This is a genomic window from Psychrobacter okhotskensis, assembly GCF_965638355.1.
Taxonomy (GTDB): domain Bacteria; phylum Pseudomonadota; class Gammaproteobacteria; order Pseudomonadales; family Moraxellaceae; genus Psychrobacter; species Psychrobacter okhotskensis.
In genome coordinates this window covers 802,144-824,101 of record NZ_OZ281822.1, presented here as the reverse complement: position 1 = coordinate 824,101, position 21,958 = coordinate 802,144, and the positions used below count along the sequence as shown (strand labels likewise).

Below are 21,958 nucleotides of genomic sequence, written 5' to 3'. Positions count from 1 at the left end.
CCATGAAGTCTCTACTATAGCTACACTTGATTTAATTGTAATTGGATTGTTGTCATGCGCAAAATAAGCAAAAAGTCTGCTATCAAATGGGGTGTTATTGCCTTAATTATCATCGCATTGGGAGCTTTGGCCTATAGCTTTTTTAAACCGAAAGAAACCACCCCCAACTATTTAACTGCAATCGCTGAGGTGGGCGATATTGAGAATAACGTCATGGCCTCCGGTAAGGTCAAAGCACTTAATACCGTCGATGTAGGGGCACAGGTATCTGGTGAGATCACTCGACTGTTCGTTGAAGTCGGTGGCGAGGTAAAAAAAGGTGATTTGATTGCACAGATTAATCAAGTAACGCAAAAAAATAATCTGAGTAATGAACAAGCCAGCCTTGAGCAAAGTGAAGCAGCCTTGCAAAGTGCGCGGGCAGAATCTTTGAGTCGGCAGGCGGGCTTAAAAAGTGCCTATGCGGATCTTGCCAGCCGTCAGTCGGAATTAAAACAAGCACAATCAGATTTTATGCGCTTGCAATCGTTGGTCGCTATCGATGCCATTTCACAGCAAGAATATGATACGCAAGCCACCAGTATCGAGACAGCAAAAGCGGCCGTGACTAATGCTCGCGCTGCTATCGATACGGCCAAAGCTGAGATTGCTACTTCCGAAGCCAACATCAATAGCCAACAGGCGGCACTACGCAAGTCTCAAACCAACGTCAGCACCGCGCAAGAGGATTTAAGTTATACCACCATCCGTGCACCAATGGCAGGTACAGTGGTATCGGTCACTACCGAGCAAGGTACGACCGTTAATGCCAATCAAACCGCACCGACGATTGTGACTTTAGCGGATTTATCCACGGTCCGTATTAACGCGCAAATCTCTGAAGCAGACGTCATCAACGTTCAAGCAGGTTTGCCCGTCTACTTTAATATTATTGGCAACCCCGATCAAAAGTTTGACTCTATCCTGAAAGCAATTGAGCCTGCCCCTGAGAGCATCAGTGACACCAGCTCAACGGACGCGGCTATTTATTATGTCGGTTATATTGAAGTGCCCAATACCGATCGCCGTTTCCGTATCGACATGACCGCGCAGGTTTATATCGTTATTGATCAAGCAAAAAATACGCTACTTATCCCCTCTGCGGCCCTGCAACCTGCTGGCGATACTAAAAATACCAAAAGCAGAAATGAGGATCCGAACGTAAAAACAGCCAAAGTTCGCGTGCTAAAAGCAGATGGTCAAGTCGTCGAGAAAATAGTGAAAACTGGTATTAATAACCGTGTAAATGTTCAGATTTTAAGCGGTCTTAATAAAGGTGATGAGGTGATATTAAGTGAAGAAGGTCCCACAAAAGGCGGTAGAGGTGGTAGACCGTTTTAGATCATAAATATATAAAAATTGCATGTCTCTTACTTGCATGCTTCTTGATAGTCAAGCATTTCAACGCTTTTGATGACAGTAATTATATAAGCAGTATTGATATAGGCAGCAGCACAAATGAAGACCAAAGAACCTAATATCGCAACAGACTTCCCGTTGATGCAGGTCAAAGGGCTGATAAAAGAGTTTAAAGCGGGTGAACAGACCATTCGTGTGCTTCATGATATCGATCTAACCATCCATCAAGGTGAGATGGTTGCTATCATTGGTCAGTCAGGATCGGGCAAGTCGACCTTGATGAATATCTTAGGCTGTTTGGATCAAGCCAGTGCTGGCGAATATAAAATCTTTGGCAAATCAGTAGATCGTCTGGAAGCTGATGAGCTGGCCAAACTGCGCCGCGAGCACTTTGGTTTTATTTTTCAACGTTATCATCTACTCGGTGATATCAGCGCGCGCGATAATGTCTCGGTACCTGCGGTATATGCAGGGATGGATGGGCAAGCCCGTAACGAGCGAGCCGAAAAACTGCTATCAGACTTAGGGTTGGCAGATAAGGTTAATAATCGACCCAATCAGCTATCAGGTGGACAGCAGCAGCGTGTTTCAATTGCCCGTGCATTGATGAATGGTGGCGACATTATTCTAGCAGATGAACCAACGGGCGCACTCGACAGCAAGTCTGGCGACGATGTGATGCAAATACTATATGACTTAAACGCTCAAGGCCATACTATTATTATGGTCACGCATGATCCCAACCTTGCGGCACAAGCCGAGCGAGTCATTGAGCTCAAAGATGGCTATGTAATTGCTGATTATAAAAATGAGCGCTATCAGCAAACAGAAGTAAAACCTGAGCCCATTTTAGACAAGCATCGAAAGAGTGCCTTTAGCAGCTTTATTGACCGTATATTTGAAGCGTTTAAGATGTCATTACTGGCCATGCGTGCTCATAAAATGCGTACCTTGCTGACCATGCTAGGCATTATTATTGGTATCGCATCAGTCGTCTCGGTCGTCGGTCTCGGTAAAGGCTCTCAGGCGCAGATCCTCTCCAATATTAGCTCTCTTGGCACCAATACTATCACCGTCTCTGACGGCTATCCTTATGGCGACCCCAGACGGCAATACAATGATGACAATTTAACGCCAGAAGACGCCCAAGCAGTCTCTGATCAGCCCTATGTCGTTAGTGTGAGTCCGCAGCTCGATACCAATATCAATGTGCGTTATCGCAGCGTCCAGGAGGCTGCTAGCGTTAGTGGTGTGGGTAAAGACTATCTTGATGTCAGTGGCGAAACACTGGTTCAGGGTCAAGGTTTTGATGAGGACAGCATCTTACGCCGTACTCAAGACATTATCATCGACAACAACGCCAAAAATACCTTTTTTCCGGACAACCCCAACCCCATCGGTGAAGTCATGCTGATAGGTAGCGTACCAGGGCGAGTCATTGGCGTCTTAGCCCCCAACTCTAGCGGCTTCGGCAGAGGTTCTGTCGATACGCCTACGCTATATATGCCCTATACCACGATGATGTCGCGACTTATCGGTAGTGCCTATATTGAAAATTTTGTCGCCCTCATTGATGATAATATCTCATCGGCCGCTGCAGAATCAGCCATTTCCGAATTGATGGAAAGTCGCCATGGTACCGATGACTTTCGCATACGCAACTCAGACTCGATTCGCCAAACCATCGAATCGACCACCACTGCCATGACCTTACTGATTTCATCAATCGCTATTATTTCACTAGTTGTTGGTGGCATCGGGGTGATGAATATCATGCTGGTGTCGGTCACTGAACGCACCAATGAGATTGGGGTACGTATGGCGGTCGGTGCTCGTCAAAACGACATTATGCAGCAGTTTTTAATCGAGGCCGTACTGGTCTGTATTCTAGGCGGACTACTTGGTATTGGGCTGGCATTTGCGATTGGTGAGGTCATTAACCGCGTTGGTGGCGATAGCTTTAAAGTCATTTATTCATCCACCTCTATCATTGCCGCCTTTTTGTGCTCGACGCTGATTGGTGTTATCTTCGGTTTCTTGCCTGCACGCAATGCGGCCAGACTGGATCCTGTAGAAGCACTGTCTAGAGATTAAACCAATAATTAAATCAAACACTAAGTTATAGTCGATCTACTATAGAATACACACAGTGCTACTGGGATGGATTTTTCGTCGCCTCTGTCTTCGCAGGCGCAGCAAGCAAAGAAAATTTATACCAGTAGCACGTTATAATACTTGTACTCATCTTATTTGGGACTAACTGTATTTATTCAGTCAGTTATCTTAGCTAACTGACCTTCTAAAACTGACCTTCTAAAATTGCATTTACTCGTGAATATAATAAAAATACCCATTGTTTTGCCTCAATTACACTTTTTTTGTTCTACGGGGTTGTAATTGTCTTAATAATATATATAATGTGCTCTCACGTTTAGAGATACAAATAATCTAAACGAGTAAACGAGCTTATTGTCTCTTTTGATATTGATTCAAGAATAGATAAAGAAGTTAAGCTTATAGATATTTTTAATGTCTAGTTTTAATAAATATCCCTTTAAGGGAATTTATCTTGCAGTGAATGCAAACCTAGTTTGGATACTGAGTTTTTAGAACTTACGAAAATGTAAATTCTCTTGCGCTCAGACGAAGCAGTGTTTCGTGTTATCCTCGCTCAGGGCCGATAGCTCAGTTGGTAGAGCAGTTGACTTTTAATCAATTGGTCCCGCGTTCGAGTCGCGGTCGGCCCACCATCTTTAGTATGATTCTTATCATGTATGCTACCCTATTCGGTAGTAGCGTTATAAGTTTAAAGACATTGTTTTTGATGTCTAGTTTTAATAAATTTCCCTTTAAGGAAATTTATCTTGCGAAGCTAAAATTGTCATGCAATTTTTTAACGCTTCTCAGGGCCGATAGCTCAGTTGGTAGAGCAGTTGACTTTTAATCAATTGGTCCCGCGTTCGAGTCGCGGTCGGCCCACCATATTCTAAAAGCCCAGCCATTATTTATAATGGCTGGGCTTTTTTTGTCTTAAATTTGGTTTTAATAAAGAATAGTGTATATAACTGAAATATCCTAAAAACGCGACGATATTACTTTTACTGACTATATCAATATAATTTGGATATAGGGAAAGCGAATGAGAGTACTGCAAATAGTAGACTAAGCGAGCCTGACATCGTATCTGATTTATAGAGGACTACCTATAGAAGCTATTCTACTTTAGTAATCCTTGACCTTTGTTTTTCCACCTTTTAATTTATGCTTAATGGTATCGGTTATAGTACGAGGCTTTTTGGGAGCTTGTGCGATAAGCATGTCAAAAGTTGCCGCGTCAATAGGCAGCTCGCAGCCATGCGCCATCATAACGTTAGAAGGACGTAAGTCTTTTATTTTTTGAAGAGATTGAACATAAGCTTTTGGATAATGAACCGGAAAAGGAGCGACAAACTTATGGCGTAGCTTTATAATTAAGTCAGCCGTATATACTTGCCTAGTTGAAAGGTGAAACAAAGACAAATCCCGATCGGTATGACCCGGTGTTTCAAGTACCTGCCACTCCTCAAAGCTAGGAATACAATCACCCTCCTTAACGGTAATATCAGGGCGCAGATGTGTTGGGTACCATAGGTTTGCATAAGGACGTTGTGTACGACGAGCAACATAATGAGCCAGCGCAATATCCGTTAAATACATAGCTTTTCCACTAATACCTGCATACCACGGCTTCGGTTTATCTGCGGAAACAATAAGGCAGCCTGTCGCTTTTCTGAGCGCACTAGCACCTCCTGCATGATCTGGATGCATATGCGTCACGACAACGACCTTCAAGTCTGTTATAGGACGTTGCAGCGTTTTTTGAATGTAACTAAGAACCATAGAGACGTCAGCACGGCAACAGCCATCTAGCAACATCAATTTATCGGGATATACTGCTAAATAGGTGCTTTGTATATAACCATCAAGACGTACAATCTCACATAAACTCATTATCTAACCCTAAGCCTGATCGTATCAGACTACTTTTATTAGGGTCTGTTGAACATTCAAATGTGGCACTGGCAGTGGCTAAAACCACCCAAAACGTCGTTATAAACCTAGCTAAGGTCTCGACATTATCGTCGGTTTACGCCTGATTTAATAAAAGGTTTGGTGCAATTTTAGCGATCAGCAGTCCTAATATTTGAATGTTCAACAGACCTTAATTAATATAATTTTCTTTATTATAACCTTCGTTATCTAATAGTCAGTGACATTCAGTGAACGCTTGTGGCTATCTTTCTAAGTGAATAATAATTGTAGGGTTATAAAAGCAAAAAACCCAGCACTTAGGCTGGATTCTTTGTATAGTAAAACAGGTTTAATTAAGCAAGGTCACGTACCTTTGGTTCACGCTCCCACAGACGAGATTTTGCATTATCAATAAAGATATCCAAATCAGCCAATGGCGTGACAAAAGCATCTTTTTGGACGGGCAGTTTACTTAATATAAACTCATCCGTCGCCCCGCAATATGCAATAGCTTTACAGTGATTGTAAGCATCATTGAACCAATCTAACGCAGAGCTATCCATGGCTAGCTTCTTAGCTTGGTCAGGCATAATGATACTCACTACCGCATCAAACAATACTGAGGGTCCACCAGCAAGACGCTCATCAGCTTGAACACGGGTACCATCGTCTAAAGTCACTTCTTTATTCGGCGAGACAATCTTCACACTCGCGCCTTCCGCTTTTGCCGCATCTTCGAATTTCTTAATTTCACTATGCTTAGAACCTTCTGCGACTAAGATGCCTAGCAGACGGCCTTTTAAGCTCTTAGGCGTCAAACCAATAGTTTGTACTGCTTTAGAGGTACCTAAGTCTTGCACAGGTGCTGCTGCTTCAGCAGGCTCTGGCAATTGCATACCTAGCGCCGTTGCCACACGATTGGCCAAATCTTCATCGATGTGAATCAAGTGACTAAGGACACGGGTACGTACATACCCTGTATCTACCTTGCCAAGCTCAAATGCAAAAGCCGTTGCAATATGCGCTTGCTCAGTAGCTGTCTGACTACGATAGAACATACGTGGCTGGCTATAATGATCTGCAAAGCTCTCAGCACGGATACGGCCTTTAACACCATCATCCAACTGCTCATGGAATGACTCAAAACCGTGCTTAACACTTTCGCGAGGACGGCTTTGATCCAAGCTTTGTGGCTCATACAATACTCTAGTCTTAGGTACCCGCATTTGCATATGACCATCCTGCTGATTGTTAGCAAACGGACACTTTGGTGCGTTGATAGGAATCTGTGCAAAGTTTGGCGAACCTAGGCGCGATAGCTGGGTGTCTAGATAGCTAAACAGGCGACCTTGTAATAATGGGTCGTTACTGAAGTCGACACCAGGCGGCAAATGCGATGGGCAAAAGGCCACTTGTTCTGTTTCAGCGAAGAAGTTGTCTGGATTGCGATTCAAGACCATTTTACCGACTATCTTAACTGGTACTAATTCTTCTGGAATCAGCTTAGTAGCGTCTAAATGGTCAAACGGGAATTCATTAGCTTCTTCTTCGGTAAATAACTGAACGCCAAACTCCCACTCAAAGAACATACCATTTTCGATAGCTTCATACATATCACGGCGATTATAATCAGGATCTGCGCCTGAGATTTTTACTGCTTCATCCCAAATTAAAGACTGTACGCCTAATACTGGCTTCCAATGAAAGCGTACAAAGGTACTCTTCCCTTCTTTATTAAGAAAACGGAAAGAGTGAATACCAAAGCCTTCCATCATACTAAAGCTACGTGGTAACGCACGATCACTCATCAACCACATAACATTATGCATGGTCTCAGGACTTAACGAGACAAAATCCCAGAACGTATCATGGGCAGACGCTGCTTGTGGGAATCCGCGATCAGGCTCTGGTTTCACCGCATGAATCAAATCTGGAAATTTAATGGCATCTTGAATAAAGAAAATCGGCATATTGTTACCGACAATATCCCAATTACCCTCTTCAGTATAAATTTTTACAGAAAACCCTCGGACATCACGTGGCGTATCCTTGGAGCCTTTATTACCAGCAACCGTAGAAAAACGCGTAAATAAAGGTGTCTGCTTACCTGTTTCAGTCAGAATTTTAGCGGTGGTGTATTCTTCTAACGACTCTGTTAGCTCAAAATAACCATGCGCCGCACTACCACGAGCATGGACGATACGCTCTGGAATGCGCTCATGGTCGAAGTGATTGATTTTTTCGCGTAAGACGAAATCTTCTAACAAGGCCGGACCACGTGCGCCAGCTTTTAACGAGTTTTGGTTGTCTGAAATTGCGACGCCTTGTTGCGTGGTTAACACCTTGCCATCGTCACTAGCACGCTGATGAGTCTCGCCACCATTACCACGCGCAGGGTTCATATCTTTGGCGGGGTCGTTATGATCAATATTCTTTTTCATAAAATATCCTAGCTTATAAGTGAAATGGACTCTAATGAGAACAAAAAAAGCACCTACACAGTTCTAATATCCGTAGAGATAATAATGACTTCAACTGTCGTTTAATTGTCTGTGTTTTAGCGATGCTGATTGTTAAAAAGATAAAGAAATTATAGGCTTGCGACTTATCTTAGCGAAAAATTCAAAGTTACACGTCATATAAATAGTTAAGCTTGTTGATATTTGGTTAATAATACTGCGAATTGACAGTAAAAATGAGGTGCATTTTATTATTGATAGCCATGCTTGTTATTAGCAGGTTTTATAAGGTACTCTCTAAAGTATGCCTTGCTAAAATATGCTTCATCAAACTATTGCTTGCTTGCGGGGCGTATCTTATGAATAAAAAGAGAGAGCAGCCAAGCATTCATCCTGATCATTCATAAATAAAGGACTACTTATGTTATCGAACGTCACTCACCCCGGTAAGCGTTTGTGCCAATCTCTGCTCTTCAACACGTCATTAAGCGTAATGGCATTGACTCTTAGTCAAACAGCAGCAGCTATTACGACCAAAAGTATCAGCTATACAGTAGACAATCAGAATTATGAAGGCTATTACGCCAAAGCGGACAAAGCCAATGCGCCTTTTATTTTGCTCATTCATGATTGGGATGGGTTGACTGATTACGAAAAAAAACGAGCTGATATGCTGGCGACTGAGGGCTATAATGTCCTGGCTGCTGATATGTTTGGCGCGGGTATTCGCCCAACTGAGTTAGCAGACAAAAAACGTCTGACTTCTGAGCTTTATGAGAATCGCAGTAAGATGCGCCGTATTTTGACTGCGGCGTTAAATACTGGACAAGCCCAAGGTAATAATGTCCGCGAAGGTGTGACGATGGGTTATTGCTTTGGTGGTGGTGTCGCGCTAGAGCTGGCACGTTCAGGATTTGAGCAAAAAGCCTTTGTCCCTTTTCACGGTGGCTTGGAGACGCCAACAGGTCAAAGCTATAGCAATACTAAAGGCGAGATATTGGTGTTTCATGGCTCAGCCGATGAAGCCGTACCGTTCGAAGATTTTGCCGCGCTTAACAAAACGCTAGAAGCAGCTAAAGTACCGCATGAAATGATTACTTATAGTGGTGCAGTACATGCTTTTACGGACTTCAATAATAAAGATAGATATGATGCTCGCGCAGATGAACGCTCTTGGAATCGTTATCTAAACTTTTTAGAGAATACTTACAAATGAGTTGCTACTCAAGTTGTTAAATGACATTTTTATGAATGGTATTATTTTGCACCACTTTAGCTATCAGCAGTGCTTTCTTGTGAATGTTCAACACGCACTAAACTGACTCTATCTTTTTGAAAACAAGTAGCTGATTGTTGGCTGGCATCGGATACACTTTAACCAATGTCAGCCAATTTTTTTCAGCCAACGCTACAACATCTTCTTTATCGCGTATACCGCTATTAGCATCACGTTGTCGTAGTGCTTTATCAAACTGACGATTGCTGTTACTCGTATAAAGCCCATTGTCATTGAAAGGGCCATACACTATAAATTTACCACTATCAGGTAACATCTCTCCCACTGACTCAAAAAGTCTTTCGACCAAAGACCACGAAATAATATGTAAAGTGTTGGCCGTAAATACTGCATCATAAGGCTTGTCGTTAGCACTTATAGAAGACTCATTGTTAAGGCTTCTAGGTAGCGTGTCAGTCGTTAAGTCAAAAGCCAAAGGTTTATATAAATTAGAGGCAGGGTGAGCATCATGCCAAGCTTTTATAGCAGCGTGATTGGCGACAATATCGCTAGTTTGCCAATTGAGATGAGTTAGGTTTGGTGCAAAGTACACGCTGTGCTGACCCGTTCCTGATCCTACTTCTAATACTTGCGAATATCCTACTAACTCTTTTTGCAAAACAGACAGAATGGGTCGCTTATTGTTCTCACAAGCTTGCGAAAACGGTAGCTTACTTTGATTATTGATACCGGTGTTGCCTAATTTTTTATTATTCATAACAACCTTTTAAACCCAATTCAGAATTAGAAACTAGTAAATACCCGCTTCTACTCCAGCCGCCAGCGTCATTGCTAATTCTTCAACTTGCTCAGTGAATTCCTCTTGCCAATCACCTTGCAAAATCAGCGCCTCTTGAATCCATGACCAACGCAATCCGGTAGTAATGGTCTGCATCGCACGATGAGTACCTGTACCATCTTGTCCAGCACGAATATAAAGCGCAAATGGCATACCCTGCTTTCCCTCTAACACAGGATAATAGCAACGATCAAAGAAGTCTTTGGTGAGCCCAGCCATATACGCTAAATTCTCTGTCGTTCCAAGAAGAAGTGCGTCCGCCGCGAGTACATCTTGAGGCTGCGTGTCTTGTGGTGATTTCAGAATGACATTAATATCTATATCAGGATGGTTCGCACCATCGTAGGCCGCTTGTGCTAATTTTTTAGTATTCGGCGATGGTGCATGCGCAACAATAAGTAAGGTTTTGCTAGCCATATTAATCACCCTTGTAGAGGTCATTAGTTCTTGGAATTAGTCGTTCTTGGAATCAGCAACTTTTAGAATTAATAGCTCTTAGAATGAATAGTTCTTAGAATGAATAGCTCTTAGAATCAATAGTCACTTTTTGAATGATATCAGGATGCAAGCTATTAGCCACTGGGCAAGTTAAGGCGGTGTTATAGAATATTTTTTGCGTTTTATCATCTAACTGTTGATTAAAAGTAATTACGATATGTACTTCGCTAACACGTCTTGGGTCAGCTGCCATTACTTTGGTCACTTCAGCCATAGTGCCTGCAATATCGATATCCATATCACGAGCTTTAATCCCGATAATCGTCAACATACAACTGGCTAAGCTAGTGGCTAGTAAATCAGTCGGTGAAAACGCCTCGCCCTTACCTTGGTTGTCAGTCGGTGCATCGGTAATTATTTCATCTTTTGATTGCAGATGTATGGCAGTGGTACGCAAATCGCCTTGATAGGTTACTTTTGAAGTTGTCATATTATTATCCTATTTTTTAGATCATTTTTTTATAATTGATTTAGTTGAAATTTTTAGTACGATTCATGACTCATCTCTTAATCCATTCTAATATATGTATGATAAGTAATGATTATAGAGAAATATCACACTTATTTGTGCGAATTCGAAAGTAATAACTTGATATCCTACATTTGCCCACTATAATTACTAAGTTAATATATTTTGATATAGTGAAACCTTAAAGGGACAAATTTAATGAATATTCATGACCTATCTGAATATCAGTTATATAAACTAAAATCTATAGATCCTACTCTCAGTTCAGACTGGTCTGACGTTGTAAACAGTATCCTTCCAAAACTGAATCAGCAAGGTCAAGATACGGTCTATGAAAATATATTAAAACCGCGAGGTATTTTTCTTAATGATGAAGACAATCTGATTCATAAAAGTCCTAATACGTTGAGACAAACTGTTGAAAACTTACATACGAATAATCAAGAATTAAGCGCTATCTCATGGCATATGTTAAAAATTATCGACCCAAACATTAACGCTTACAATGCCATAAAGTTGGCTGATGAGGTCGAAGCGATTCTTAGCTACCTTGATAGTGTAGACACAAATAATAGCATCTCTGATCAGAAATATAGGCAAATGATACGGACAGCATTTCTATATGATTTGATTTGGCTATATGGATAGAGAGTATTACTCTAGAGATTAAAACGGGCTTACGGAGACTAGATACCGACACCATCAAATCCTACTTCAAAGAAGTTTTTATCAAACAACAAATACAAGGACGCGACTTTCGTAATTGGGACTCGTCAGACCTCAGCTTTCAAGAACTTACACATCTGCCCTCCTTTATCAAAAAAGAAGGTAAAGATAGAAAATTCTTTATTGTGGAAGGACAAAGTTATTGGTTTTTAATTGGTAGTGCGAATAAAGTTGACAAAAATGCTTACTCTTTCCGTCGATTTCTGTACGAAGATGAAAGTGGTAATAATGTTAAAAAGTATATCTACTTAACTCATATAGTGCTTAGAAAAGACCAAATGCATGATCCTCAATATATGGAACATGCCGCCTACTGTATGACAAGACTATATACACTCGACGTAGGTGTATCGGACACACTGCTGAGATCTGTGCATGAGATTCAACAGTTATATCAAAACTATCTACAACCTTTACTAAGAGCACCTCTTGAACAAGATGGCAGCAACCCAGAGATTGTCATTAGAGAGCGTTTGATTAAATTTGAAAAGCAGTTATCGATATTGATACTTCAAAAACTACCTGGAATGATCGAAGTAGCGCTTCATGATGTAAATGACCAAGACTACTTATTTTATCATCTAGATCAGTTGATAAAAAAAATGAATGAAAATATTGAAGATTTTCGATTACAGCCTTTTTCTATGTATTCAACCAGTAGTGAAATAATGGCTGTAAAGTTAACTTCTATGGCGCAATTATTAAATAAATCACGTAGCCTACTTTGCTCTCAAGAGAAAGCCATCGGTGATCATACTGAAACTATGAAAGCAACATTAGAAATCATAAAAGCAAATCTTGAAGAAACTGAGGATTCTATAGAAAACTTAAAGTCTTTCAAAGATAGTATAGATGACTATAAATACATAAAAGAGAATGGTAGCTTCTGGCAAAAACTGAAATCCCGAACAGCTCCTGAGTACTCATTAGAAGATATCTCTCAAATGGAGCAAAGCTTACAAGAAGACTTTTTTATGTCAACCGTTCGTTTGGCTAAAATACAAAACGAAAGTATGATTTACGTCGAATTTGAATGTAATAGCATTATCAATGAACAATATAGGCATTATGCCATTGCTGACGGTAAGCTAGGAATAAGTCGTTTGCCACGGATATTACGCTTAAATGAGGATAAAAGTAAATTCAATATACAATCTATAAGAGATGTAATATATCAGGATATTTTTAAATCTAACCAACAATGGAACCCACACAACGCTTAGAAAAAGATGGAAATGTAAGATTTAAAAAGACTTTTATCTAAATGATAAAGGTCTTTTTTTACAAGCACATAAATAATTCAGCTGAAAGAAAATGTCCATTGAATTCAGAAACTTCATAAAATCCCGCACACGAAGAAAAGCCCCTTAACAATTAAGTTAAGGGGCTTTATCTAGAATAGAGAGCTGACGATGACCTACTCTCACATGGGCGAACCACACTACCATTGGCGCTACGATGTTTCACTTCTGAGTTCGGGAAGGGATCAGGTGGGGCCATCGCGCTATTGTCGTCAGCAAAGGGGGTTAGATATGAGTCTGATGTTGTTATTATGACGTCAAGATATTATCTATTGGTCGACCAACTTGTAACCTAACTGAATCAAGGTTAAAGGTGATATCGAAATTATATATATTCTAAAGCTTTCGCTTTACAAGATAGATTAATTAGAGCTTTGATACAAACCACTTGGGTGTTGTATGGTCAAGCCAAACGAGCAATTAGTACAGGTTAGCTACACACATCGCTGTGCTTCCACACCCTGCCTATCAACGTCGTAGTCTTCAACGGCTCTTTAGGGAAATCTAATCTTGAGGTGGGCTTCCCGCTTAGATGCTTTCAGCGGTTATCCCATCCGAACGTAGCTACCGGGCAATGCCACTGGCGTGACAACCCGAACACCAGAGGTTCGTCCACTCTGGTCCTCTCGTACTAGGAGCAGATCCTCTCAAATTTCCAACGCCCACGGTAGATAGGGACCGAACTGTCTCACGACGTTCTAAACCCAGCTCGCGTACCTCTTTAAATGGCGAACAGCCATACCCTTAGGACCTGCTTCAGCCCTAGGATGAGATGAGCCGACATCGAGGTGCCAAACACCGCCGTCGATATGAACTCTTGGGCGGTATCAGCCTGTTATCCCCAGAGTACCTTTTATCCGTTGAGCGATGGCCCTTCCATACAGAACCACCGGATCACTAAGACCTACTTTCGTACCTGCTCGACTTGTGGGTCTCGCAGTTAAGCGCGCTTTTGCCTTTATACTCTACGACCGATTTCCGACCGGTCTGAGCGCACCTTCGTACTCCTCCGTTACTCTTTAGGAGGAGACCGCCCCAGTCAAACTACCCACCATACATTGTCCTCGGTATTGTTATACCTGAGTTAGAACCCCAACATGACCAGGGTGGTATTTCAAGATTGGCTCCACCAAGACTAGCGTCTCGGCTTCAAAGCCTCCCACCTATCCTGCACAAGTCAGGTCAAAGTTCAATGTAAAGCTGTAGTAAAGGTTCACGGGGTCTTTCCGTCTAGCCGCGGGTACACAGCATCTTCACTGCGATTTCGATTTCACTGAGTCTCTGCTGGAGACAGCGCTGCCATCATTATGCCATTCGTGCAGGTCGGAACTTACCCGACAAGGAATTTCGCTACCTTAGGACCGTTATAGTTACGGCCGCCGTTTACTGGGGCTTCGATCAAGAGCTTCGCTTACGCTAACCCCATCAATTAACCTTCCAGCACCGGGCAGGCATCACACCCTATACGTCCACTTTCGTGTTTGCAGAGTGCTGTGTTTTTAATAAACAGTTGCAGCAGCCTGGTATCTGCGACTGTCAACAGCTCAAGGAGCAAGTCCTATCACCATCAACAGCGTACCTTCTCCCGAAGTTACGGTACCATTTTGCCTAGTTCCTTCAGCAGAGTTCTCTCAAGCGCCTTGGTATTCTCTACCTGATCACCTGTGTCGGTTTAGGGTACGATTCGTTTATAACTATTGCTTAGAAGCTTTTCCTGGAAGCATGGTATTTGCCACTTCGCTGTACAAGTACAGCTTGCTATCAGATCTCAGCCATATAACAACCCGGATTTACCTAAGTTGTAAGCCTACATCCTTTCACCTGGACAACCAACGCCAGGCTGACATAACCTTCTCCGTCCCTCCATCGCATTATAAACAAGTATCGGAATATTAACCGATTTCCCATCGACTACGCCTTTCGGCCTCGCCTTAGGGGTCGACTCACCCAGCCCCGATTAACGTTGGACTGGAACCCTTGATCTTCCGGCGTGCGAGCTTTTCACTCGCATTATCGTTACTCACGTCAGCATTCGCTCTTGTGATACCTCCAGCATGCCTTACGACACACCTTCACAGGCTTACACAACGCTCCCCTACCACTTGAAAACAAATTCAAATCCGCAGCTTCGGCTCCTAGTTTGAGCCCCGTTACATCTTCCGCGCGGGCCGACTCGACTAGTGAGCTATTACGCTTTCTTTAAAGGATGGCTGCTTCTAAGCCAACCTCCTAGCTGTCTATGCCTTCCCACCTCGTTTCCCACTTAACTAGGAATTTGGGGCCTTAGCTGGCGGTCTGGGTTGTTTCCCTCTCCACAATGGACGTTAGCACCCACTGTGTGTCTCCCGGATATCACTCATCGGTATTCGGAGTTTGCATCGGTTTGGTAAGTCGGTATGACCCCCTAGCCGAAACAGTGCTCTACCCCCAATGGTGTTCGTCCGAGGCGCTACCTAAATAGCTTTCGGGGAGAACCAGCTATCACCGAGTTTGATTAGCCTTTCACCCCTATCCACAAGTCATCCCCTGGCTTTTCAACGACAGTGGGTTCGGTCCTCCGGTGCCTGTTACGGCACTTTCAACCTGCTCATGGATAGATCACTCGGTTTCGGGTCTATGCCCTGCAACTAAACGCCCTATTAAGACTCGGTTTCCCTACGGCTCCCCTAAACGGTTAACCTTGCTACAGAACATAAGTCGCTGACCCATTATACAAAAGGTACGCGGTCACCCTAATAAATTAAGGCTCCCACTGCTTGTACGCACACGGTTTCAGGTTCTATTTCACTCCCCTCACAGGGGTTCTTTTCGCCTTTCCCTCACGGTACTGGTTCACTATCGGTCAGTCAGGAGTATTTAGCCTTGGAGGATGGTCCCCCCATCTTCAAACAGGATTTCTCGTGCCCCGCTCTACTTAATATGTTAACGCTAATGTTTCGAATACAGGACTATCACCTACTACGGTCAGCTTTCCCACGCTGTTCTTCTACATTAGCACTAATCGGCTTCTCCCCGTTCGCTCGCCGCTACTTGGGGAATCTCATTTGATGTCTATTCCTAAGGGTACTGAGATGTTTCACTTCCCCTCGTTCGCTTCTTGTACAAGTACAAGATACCTACCTTATGGTAAGTGGGTTTCCCCATTCAGAAATCTCCGGATCACAGGATATTGCCGCCTCCCCGAAGCTTATCGCAGGCTGTCACGTCTTTCATCGCCTCTGACTGCCAAGGCATCCACCATGTGCGCTTCATTACTTGACCATACAACCCCAAGTAGTCTTAACTTATAAATAAGTTTTAACTTCAAAGTGTCATAAAGTCTAATTATGATAACGATATCACCTATGTTTATACGCTTGATTCAGTTCTCTTTACTTTTTTAATAACTCACTACTGGGATAACAACTGATGTCGTTAAGTAGTGAGTTATTAAGGTTAGGAACAACGCGTGAACACGTGTTCCTAACCCAGACTCATATCTATGTTTTTAAATAGTTCTTACGCTCTCGTCGAGTCATAAGTTCTGTATAAAACAGAAAGAAATAATCGTATGATGTAATATCTGAATTATTTGTTTCTGTTTATGCTTGTTTATATATCTACTATCGTATTTATTATGGTGGAGCCAAACGGAGTCGAACCGTTGACCTCCTGCGTGCAAGGCAGGCGCTCTACCAACTGAGCTATGGCCCCTGAGCGAGGATGCAATCAAAGCATCGCTTTGATCCGAGCGCAAGAGGAAATCCCTTAAAGGGGATTTACTTAGGGCTCTTTCACCTACATTAATAATGGTAGGCCTGGGCAGACTTGAACTGCCGACCCCCGCGTTATCAACACGGTGCTCTAACCAGCTGAGCTACAGGCCTGTGTCTGCCTGTCAAGGCAAAGCGCTAATAATAAATACTAGCTAAACTAAAGAACAACTTGTTGTGAATTCTTGCTGACCGAATGCCATCTATAAGGAGGTGATCCAGCCGCAGGTTCCCCTACGGCTACCTTGTTACGACTTCACCCCAGTCATCAACCACACCGTGGTGAACGCTCCCCCGAAGGTTAAGCTATCCACTTCTGGTGCAATCAACTCCCATGGTGTGACGGGCGGTGTGTACAAGGCCCGGGAACGTATTCACCGCGGCATTCTGATCCGCGATTACTAGCGATTCCTACTTCATGGAGTCGAGTTGCAGACTCCAATCTGGACTACGATAGGCTTTTTGAGATTCGCATCACATCGCTGTGTAGCTGCCCTCTGTACCTACCATTGTAGCACGTGTGTAGCCCTGGTCGTAAGGGCCATGATGACTTGACGTCGTCCCCGCCTTCCTCCAGTTTGTCACTGGCAGTATCCTTAGAGTTCCCGGCTTAACCCGCTGGTAACTAAGGACAAGGGTTGCGCTCGTTGCGGGACTTAACCCAACATCTCACGACACGAGCTGACGACAGCCATGCAGCACCTGTATTCTAATTCCCGAAGGCACTCCCGCATCTCTGCAGGATTCTAGATATGTCAAGACCAGGTAAGGTTCTTCGCGTTGCATCGAATTAAACCACATGCTCCACCGCTTGTGCGGGCCCCCGTCAATTCATTTGAGTTTTAACCTTGCGGCCGTACTCCCCAGGCGGTCTACTTATTGCGTTAGCTGCGTCACTAAGTCCTCAAGGGACCCAACGACTAGTAGACATCGTTTACGGCGTGGACTACCAGGGTATCTAATCCTGTTTGCTACCCACGCTTTCGAGCCTCAGTGTCAGTATTATGCCAGAAGGCTGCCTTCGCCATCGGTATTCCTCCAGATCTCTACGCATTTCACCGCTACACCTGGAATTCTACCTTCCTCTCACATACTCTAGCTCAACAGTATCAGATGCAGTTCCCAGGTTGAGCCCGGGGATTTCACATCTGACTTATCGAGCCACCTACGCTCCCTTTACGCCCAGTAATTCCGATTAACGCTTGCACCCTCTGTATTACCGCGGCTGCTGGCACAGAGTTAGCCGGTGCTTATTCTGCAGCTAATGTCATCGTCCGTGGGTATTAACCACGGAGTCTTCTTCACTGCTTAAAGTGCTTTACAACCAAAAGGCCTTCTTCACACACGCGGCATGGCTGGATCAGGGTTTCCCCCATTGTCCAATATTCCCCACTGCTGCCTCCCGTAGGAGTCCGGGCCGTGTCTCAGTCCCGGTGTGGCTGATCATCCTCTCAGACCAGCTACAGATCGTCGCCATGGTAGGCCTTTACCCCACCATCTAGCTAATCCGACTTAGGCTCATCTAATAGCGAGAGCAGTAAACTGCCCCCTTTCTCCCGTAGGTCGTATGCGGTATTAATTCGAGTTTCCCCGAGCTATCCCCCACTACTAGGTAGATTCCTAAGTATTACTCACCCGTCCGCCGCTCGACGCCTGGTAGCAAGCTACCATCGTTTCCGCTCGACTTGCATGTGTTAAGCCTGCCGCCAGCGTTCAATCTGAGCCATGATCAAACTCTTCAGTTTAATCTTGCTATGTAACCCTTTAAAGAGGCTACTAAACTTGGCTCATCTAATCTGGCAAAATCGCTAAAAATTATGTTCGTAATGAATTAACTTTGAGTTTTTCTGCTGTCTTAAATGATAATTTTTATAGTTAATAATCTCTCCGAAAAGAAAAGATAGTCAACTTTATTTTTTAGCATTCTGATTCAGCAAAAATCCACACAAGTTGTTCTTTAGTTATGCTTTTAAATAGTGTTCATCTACTGTCGTCCAGTAGGTGATTATATAGGGTGTCTCTTTCACCATTTAGCTCTAATCCCTTGCGGGTTAAGCTATCTAGCGAGCCGACTATCTTATCATAGTGATTGGAATTGTCAAGCTTTTTTATAATTTGTTTCATCAGGTTAGTCAGGTTATTTATATGTAATTTACATATAAGCTTTCCTGCTTTGCCTTAATGAGGTGCGTATTATAGACGCTTTATTTATGAAGTCAAGAGGTTATTTTATTTAGTTTGAAAGTCTTGTCTAACTACCTAAGTAGTCGCTTTGAATCTTTAGACTAATCGCTAGCTCTTCTAAGTGGTAAACCACTTATCCAAACTGCCTTCCCTTTCGACTGGGTGGCATTATACGTGGTTTGAAGTGTGGGTCAAGGGGGTTTGGAGATTTAAATTAATATATATCCTAACCCCTTGATTACTTACGATTTAACGCTTCCACTTCAACTTTGCTCTTACATTTTACTTTTTAACGTAGTAAAAATACCTGATAGCGCATAAATGATACCAATGGCTAGAATACCTACAGGTATGTCATATAGCACGATGCTCATGACCAATACACCGATAATCAAGACTACAAACGGTACTTTCTTCTTGTCGAACTCTTTAAAGCTATAGTATTTAACGTTACTAACCATGAGCAAGCCGCAAATAACTACCCAAGCCGCGAATAAGAACATCACTAGTGTGTCGTATTCGCCTATCCACTGATTGTGATCGATGGCTACCATAACAGCCGCAGTGACCAGAATTGCAGCCAGTGGACTGGCTAAACCAACAAAGTATTTTTTGTCAACGATACCAACCTGCACGTTAAAGCGCGCCAAGCGAAATGCACCACAAGCCGTAAACACAAAAGCACAGGCCAGACCGACGCGACCCAGAGGTTGCAGCGCAAAACTATAAATCAAAATAGCTGGAGCCACACCAAATGCCAACATGTCAGCTAACGAGTCGTACTGCTCACCAAAGGGGCTTTGCGCATTAAGCATACGCGCAACCCGCCCATCTGCACCATCTAGGATGGCAGATAAGAAAATGGCTAGCGAGGCTTTATAAAACTCGCCTTGGGTACTGGCCAAAATCGAATAAAAACCGGATAGCAACGACAAGGTGGTAATCAGATTGGGCGCTAGATATACGCCGCGACTGACCACGCGCTTGCCTTCGGCAACTTCTGCTTCAATCACCTCAAAAGTCAGACCATCATAATTATCATTGTCCGCTAAGCGAATGTTAAATTCATGCTCATCAACAAAAGGCGGCGACGTTGCCGCATTGTCCTGTAACAGTGGCTCTTTTACCAAACCATCATTCAGATGCTCGCTATTTGATTGACCTTTAGGTGGTTGCTCAGTAGTCATCTTAATACCCTCATTCACCGACATTGCTATTCATTGACACCGCTATCTACTGACGTCACTATTCGCCGACTAGCCAGCGAACGTTGGTGGCACTATCAGGCGTTAGGTCTGGCGCATCAGCCACTTTTAGTACTGGCTGTAAGAAACGTAGAATTTCACGAGCATGGTTATCGAACTGCCACGGCGGATTAATAACCAGCATTCCCGTGCCATTAAGACCCACGGCGATATCATTTGGATAGATATTCAGCTCACAAACCAACTGACGTCTCATTTCAGTACGTTTTAGCTTCTTATAGAACAGCTCTACCGCCTCGATATTTTTAATCGGAAACCACAACGCATAAGTACCCTGTGGCCACTTATTATAAGAGTGCACCAATAGATCAATCAGACGGGTAAAGTCTTTGTGTTCTTGCTCGTAGGGAGGGTCTAAGAATATCAGACCGCGACGTTCTTGTGGTGGAATAACCGCACGAATACCTTCAAAGGCGTCACGATGATGAATACCGATTGGCAATTTATGCAGCTGATAGTTCAGAGCATCGTACTCACTGGCTTTGGCTTCAAAAGCTTCACCGCGTACGCCCGCATCAGGGTTCTTTTCGACATGATGGGCGATCCACCACGGTGAGCCAGGATAGACTTTTTTGTCGTAAGTGAAACGGGCTTGCTTGATCCCTTCCATATACTCTTTGACAGCAGGTGGCGCTTTTGCGACATCGGCGTTTACTAACGCTTGGATGCCACCTTTAGCTTCCCCTGTTTTGCGAGCCTCTTCACTGGCAAGTGAATACAGGCCACGACCGCCATAAGCATCAAGCACATAAAAAGGTTTGTTTTTTTGCCCCAGTTGATTGAGCAATTGTACCAATAAAATGTGTTTAACCACATCAGCAAAGTTACCAGCGTGGTAGGCGTGTTTATAGTTCATAAGCTCAAAAGTTTAAATAAGAAAAATTGCATCTATGGTAGCATAGGCGGAGTAAAATATAACGATGGTTTTGGTAAAAAGGCATTGATTGACGGTGTATTGACCACCGAACGACAATAACGAGACGAAATGACGAAGATTATTAGCAATCTTGAGGTTACGAAGCTGGTCGTCGATCACTCGATCGGTCATGATAATCCGCCCATGCTGTTTGTGCCGACTCATAACAATGGCTCGATGCCACCAAGTCAGCATATTTTGAAAACGTCTGACTTTGATGTAAATTGGGAGGATAAGCTAACAGATACGCAGCTTGATCAGTTTGTAGATGATGGCTGGCTAATCATTGATGACATCTTTGACAGTACTGCATTATTGGCGCTGCAAGCAGAGAGTGGTTTTATCGACTATCGTGATGCCGAGTTGACTGCTGGTATTCGTGTAAGCGATATTCGTGGTGATAAAATTCGCTGGATCACCGAAAACTTCTTTGCCGGCTATTTTTATCTGCAAAGCATCAACGCGCTTGCTGCATTGTTCAATCGTGGTTTGTTCGCTGGTATTCGTCATAGTGAAGCGCATTATGCCTGCTATCCAGTGGGCTTTGGCTATCAATGGCATAGTGACAATCCCGCTGGTCGTGACGAACGCGTTATTTCGGCTGTGTTTTATCTCAATGATGAATGGGCAACCAGCGATGGTGGCGCGTTAGAAATCGTTGATAAACATGGTCTCCATCATAATGTCATGCCAGTTGCCAACAGATTGATAATCTTTGACAGTGACTTACAACATCGAGTGCAAATCGCTCATCGCCAACGCTACTCTATCGCCACTTGGATGCGCCGAGATGGTTTAGTACCATTTGTTGAAGATAATATTTGAAGCCCTTAGTCTGACGCCCTTAGAAAGCAAAAATCAACAACAGATTCTATTTTGGCGTTTAGTCTTATCATCTTAATTT

At 43.3% G+C, this 21,958-nt stretch carries 13 protein-coding genes, 4 tRNA genes and 3 rRNA genes; 8 read left to right on the top strand and 12 right to left on the bottom strand.

Features of this window, described 5'->3' with window-relative positions; all coding sequences use genetic code 11:
- Positions 1–54 precede the first annotated feature (54 nt).
- The 4 genes from ACSUPM_RS03525 (at position 55) to ACSUPM_RS03510 (ending at position 4,380) form a co-directional block, all read left to right on the top strand.
- A complete protein-coding gene (locus ACSUPM_RS03525) occupies positions 55–1,380 on the top strand; it encodes an efflux RND transporter periplasmic adaptor subunit (RefSeq protein WP_436880187.1) in 1,326 nt (441 codons plus the stop codon).
- A 117-nt stretch (positions 1,381–1,497) separates the two neighbouring features.
- Entirely contained in the window at positions 1,498–3,492 is a 1,995-nt protein-coding gene (locus ACSUPM_RS03520) for a MacB family efflux pump subunit (RefSeq protein ID WP_436880186.1), read from the top strand.
- A 580-nt stretch (positions 3,493–4,072) separates the two neighbouring features.
- A tRNA-Lys gene (locus ACSUPM_RS03515) sits at positions 4,073–4,148 on the top strand.
- Positions 4,149–4,304: 156 nt separating this feature from the next.
- Positions 4,305–4,380, top strand: a tRNA-Lys gene (locus ACSUPM_RS03510).
- A 240-nt stretch (positions 4,381–4,620) separates the two neighbouring features.
- Here ACSUPM_RS03510 and ACSUPM_RS03505 read toward each other — a convergent pair.
- Positions 4,621–5,388, bottom strand: coding sequence for an MBL fold metallo-hydrolase (locus ACSUPM_RS03505; RefSeq protein WP_025653078.1), 768 nt, complete (start codon positions 5,386–5,388; stop codon positions 4,621–4,623).
- Positions 5,389–5,762: 374 nt separating this feature from the next.
- Positions 5,763–7,850, bottom strand: coding sequence for a catalase (locus ACSUPM_RS03500; RefSeq protein ID WP_201582266.1), 2,088 nt, complete (start codon positions 7,848–7,850; stop codon positions 5,763–5,765).
- Positions 7,851–8,289: 439 nt separating this feature from the next.
- Between ACSUPM_RS03500 and ACSUPM_RS03495 the strand changes: the two genes are divergently transcribed.
- Positions 8,290–9,084: a dienelactone hydrolase family protein gene (locus ACSUPM_RS03495; protein WP_436880185.1), complete on the top strand. Its 795-nt coding sequence runs from the start codon at positions 8,290–8,292 to the stop codon at positions 9,082–9,084.
- 97 nt (positions 9,085–9,181) lie between these two features.
- Here the strand turns inward: ACSUPM_RS03495 and ACSUPM_RS03490 are convergent, their stop codons facing one another.
- The 3 genes from ACSUPM_RS03490 to ACSUPM_RS03480 all read right to left on the bottom strand — a co-directional run bounded on the left by ACSUPM_RS03490 (position 9,182) and on the right by ACSUPM_RS03480 (position 10,871).
- Positions 9,182–9,862 (bottom strand): DUF938 domain-containing protein, encoded by a 681-nt coding sequence (locus tag ACSUPM_RS03490; RefSeq protein WP_436880184.1) that lies wholly within the window; start codon positions 9,860–9,862, stop codon positions 9,182–9,184.
- Between the two features lie 33 nt (positions 9,863–9,895).
- On the bottom strand, positions 9,896–10,360 hold the full coding sequence (locus tag ACSUPM_RS03485; protein WP_436880183.1) for a flavodoxin family protein: 465 nt from the start codon (positions 10,358–10,360) through the stop codon (positions 9,896–9,898).
- Between the two features lie 94 nt (positions 10,361–10,454).
- The gene (locus ACSUPM_RS03480) at positions 10,455–10,871 is read right to left on the bottom strand and encodes an OsmC family protein (RefSeq protein ID WP_173239378.1); all 417 of its coding nucleotides are present in this window, start codon (positions 10,869–10,871) and stop codon (positions 10,455–10,457) included.
- Between the two features lie 237 nt (positions 10,872–11,108).
- Here ACSUPM_RS03480 and ACSUPM_RS03475 point away from each other — a divergent pair, with 237 nt between their 5' ends.
- Positions 11,109–11,558 (top strand): hypothetical protein, encoded by a 450-nt coding sequence (locus ACSUPM_RS03475; RefSeq protein ID WP_436880182.1) that lies wholly within the window; start codon positions 11,109–11,111, stop codon positions 11,556–11,558.
- Complete coding sequence (locus tag ACSUPM_RS03470; RefSeq protein WP_436880181.1) at positions 11,543–12,859, top strand: hypothetical protein; 1,317 nt, start codon at positions 11,543–11,545, stop codon at positions 12,857–12,859. Before ACSUPM_RS03475 ends, ACSUPM_RS03470 begins: the two co-directional genes overlap by 16 nt.
- A 181-nt stretch (positions 12,860–13,040) precedes the next feature.
- Here ACSUPM_RS03470 and rrf read toward each other — a convergent pair.
- The 7 genes from rrf to ACSUPM_RS03435 all read right to left on the bottom strand — a co-directional run bounded on the left by rrf (position 13,041) and on the right by ACSUPM_RS03435 (position 20,994).
- A 5S ribosomal RNA gene (gene rrf / locus ACSUPM_RS03465) occupies positions 13,041–13,154 on the bottom strand.
- A 182-nt stretch (positions 13,155–13,336) separates the two neighbouring features.
- Positions 13,337–16,198, bottom strand: a 23S ribosomal RNA gene (locus tag ACSUPM_RS03460).
- Between the two features lie 356 nt (positions 16,199–16,554).
- Positions 16,555–16,630 (bottom strand) — tRNA-Ala (locus ACSUPM_RS03455).
- A gap of 96 nt (positions 16,631–16,726) precedes the next feature.
- A tRNA-Ile gene (locus ACSUPM_RS03450) sits at positions 16,727–16,803 on the bottom strand.
- Between the two features lie 92 nt (positions 16,804–16,895).
- Positions 16,896–18,434: ribosomal RNA gene (locus ACSUPM_RS03445) — 16S ribosomal RNA — on the bottom strand.
- Together the 16S, 23S and 5S rRNA genes with 2 tRNA genes alongside form the textbook arrangement of a ribosomal RNA operon.
- Before the next feature lie 714 nt (positions 18,435–19,148).
- Positions 19,149–20,060, bottom strand: a complete 912-nt coding sequence (pssA, locus tag ACSUPM_RS03440) for a CDP-diacylglycerol--serine O-phosphatidyltransferase (RefSeq protein ID WP_025652240.1) — start codon at positions 20,058–20,060, stop codon at positions 19,149–19,151.
- A gap of 58 nt (positions 20,061–20,118) precedes the next feature.
- On the bottom strand, positions 20,119–20,994 hold the full coding sequence (locus tag ACSUPM_RS03435) for a 23S rRNA (adenine(2030)-N(6))-methyltransferase RlmJ (protein ID WP_025652239.1): 876 nt from the start codon (positions 20,992–20,994) through the stop codon (positions 20,119–20,121).
- Between the two features lie 129 nt (positions 20,995–21,123).
- Here ACSUPM_RS03435 and ACSUPM_RS03430 point away from each other — a divergent pair, with 129 nt between their 5' ends.
- A complete protein-coding gene (locus ACSUPM_RS03430; protein ID WP_436880180.1) occupies positions 21,124–21,879 on the top strand; it encodes a 2OG-Fe(II) oxygenase in 756 nt (251 codons plus the stop codon).
- The last annotated feature ends 79 nt before the right edge of the window (positions 21,880–21,958 follow it).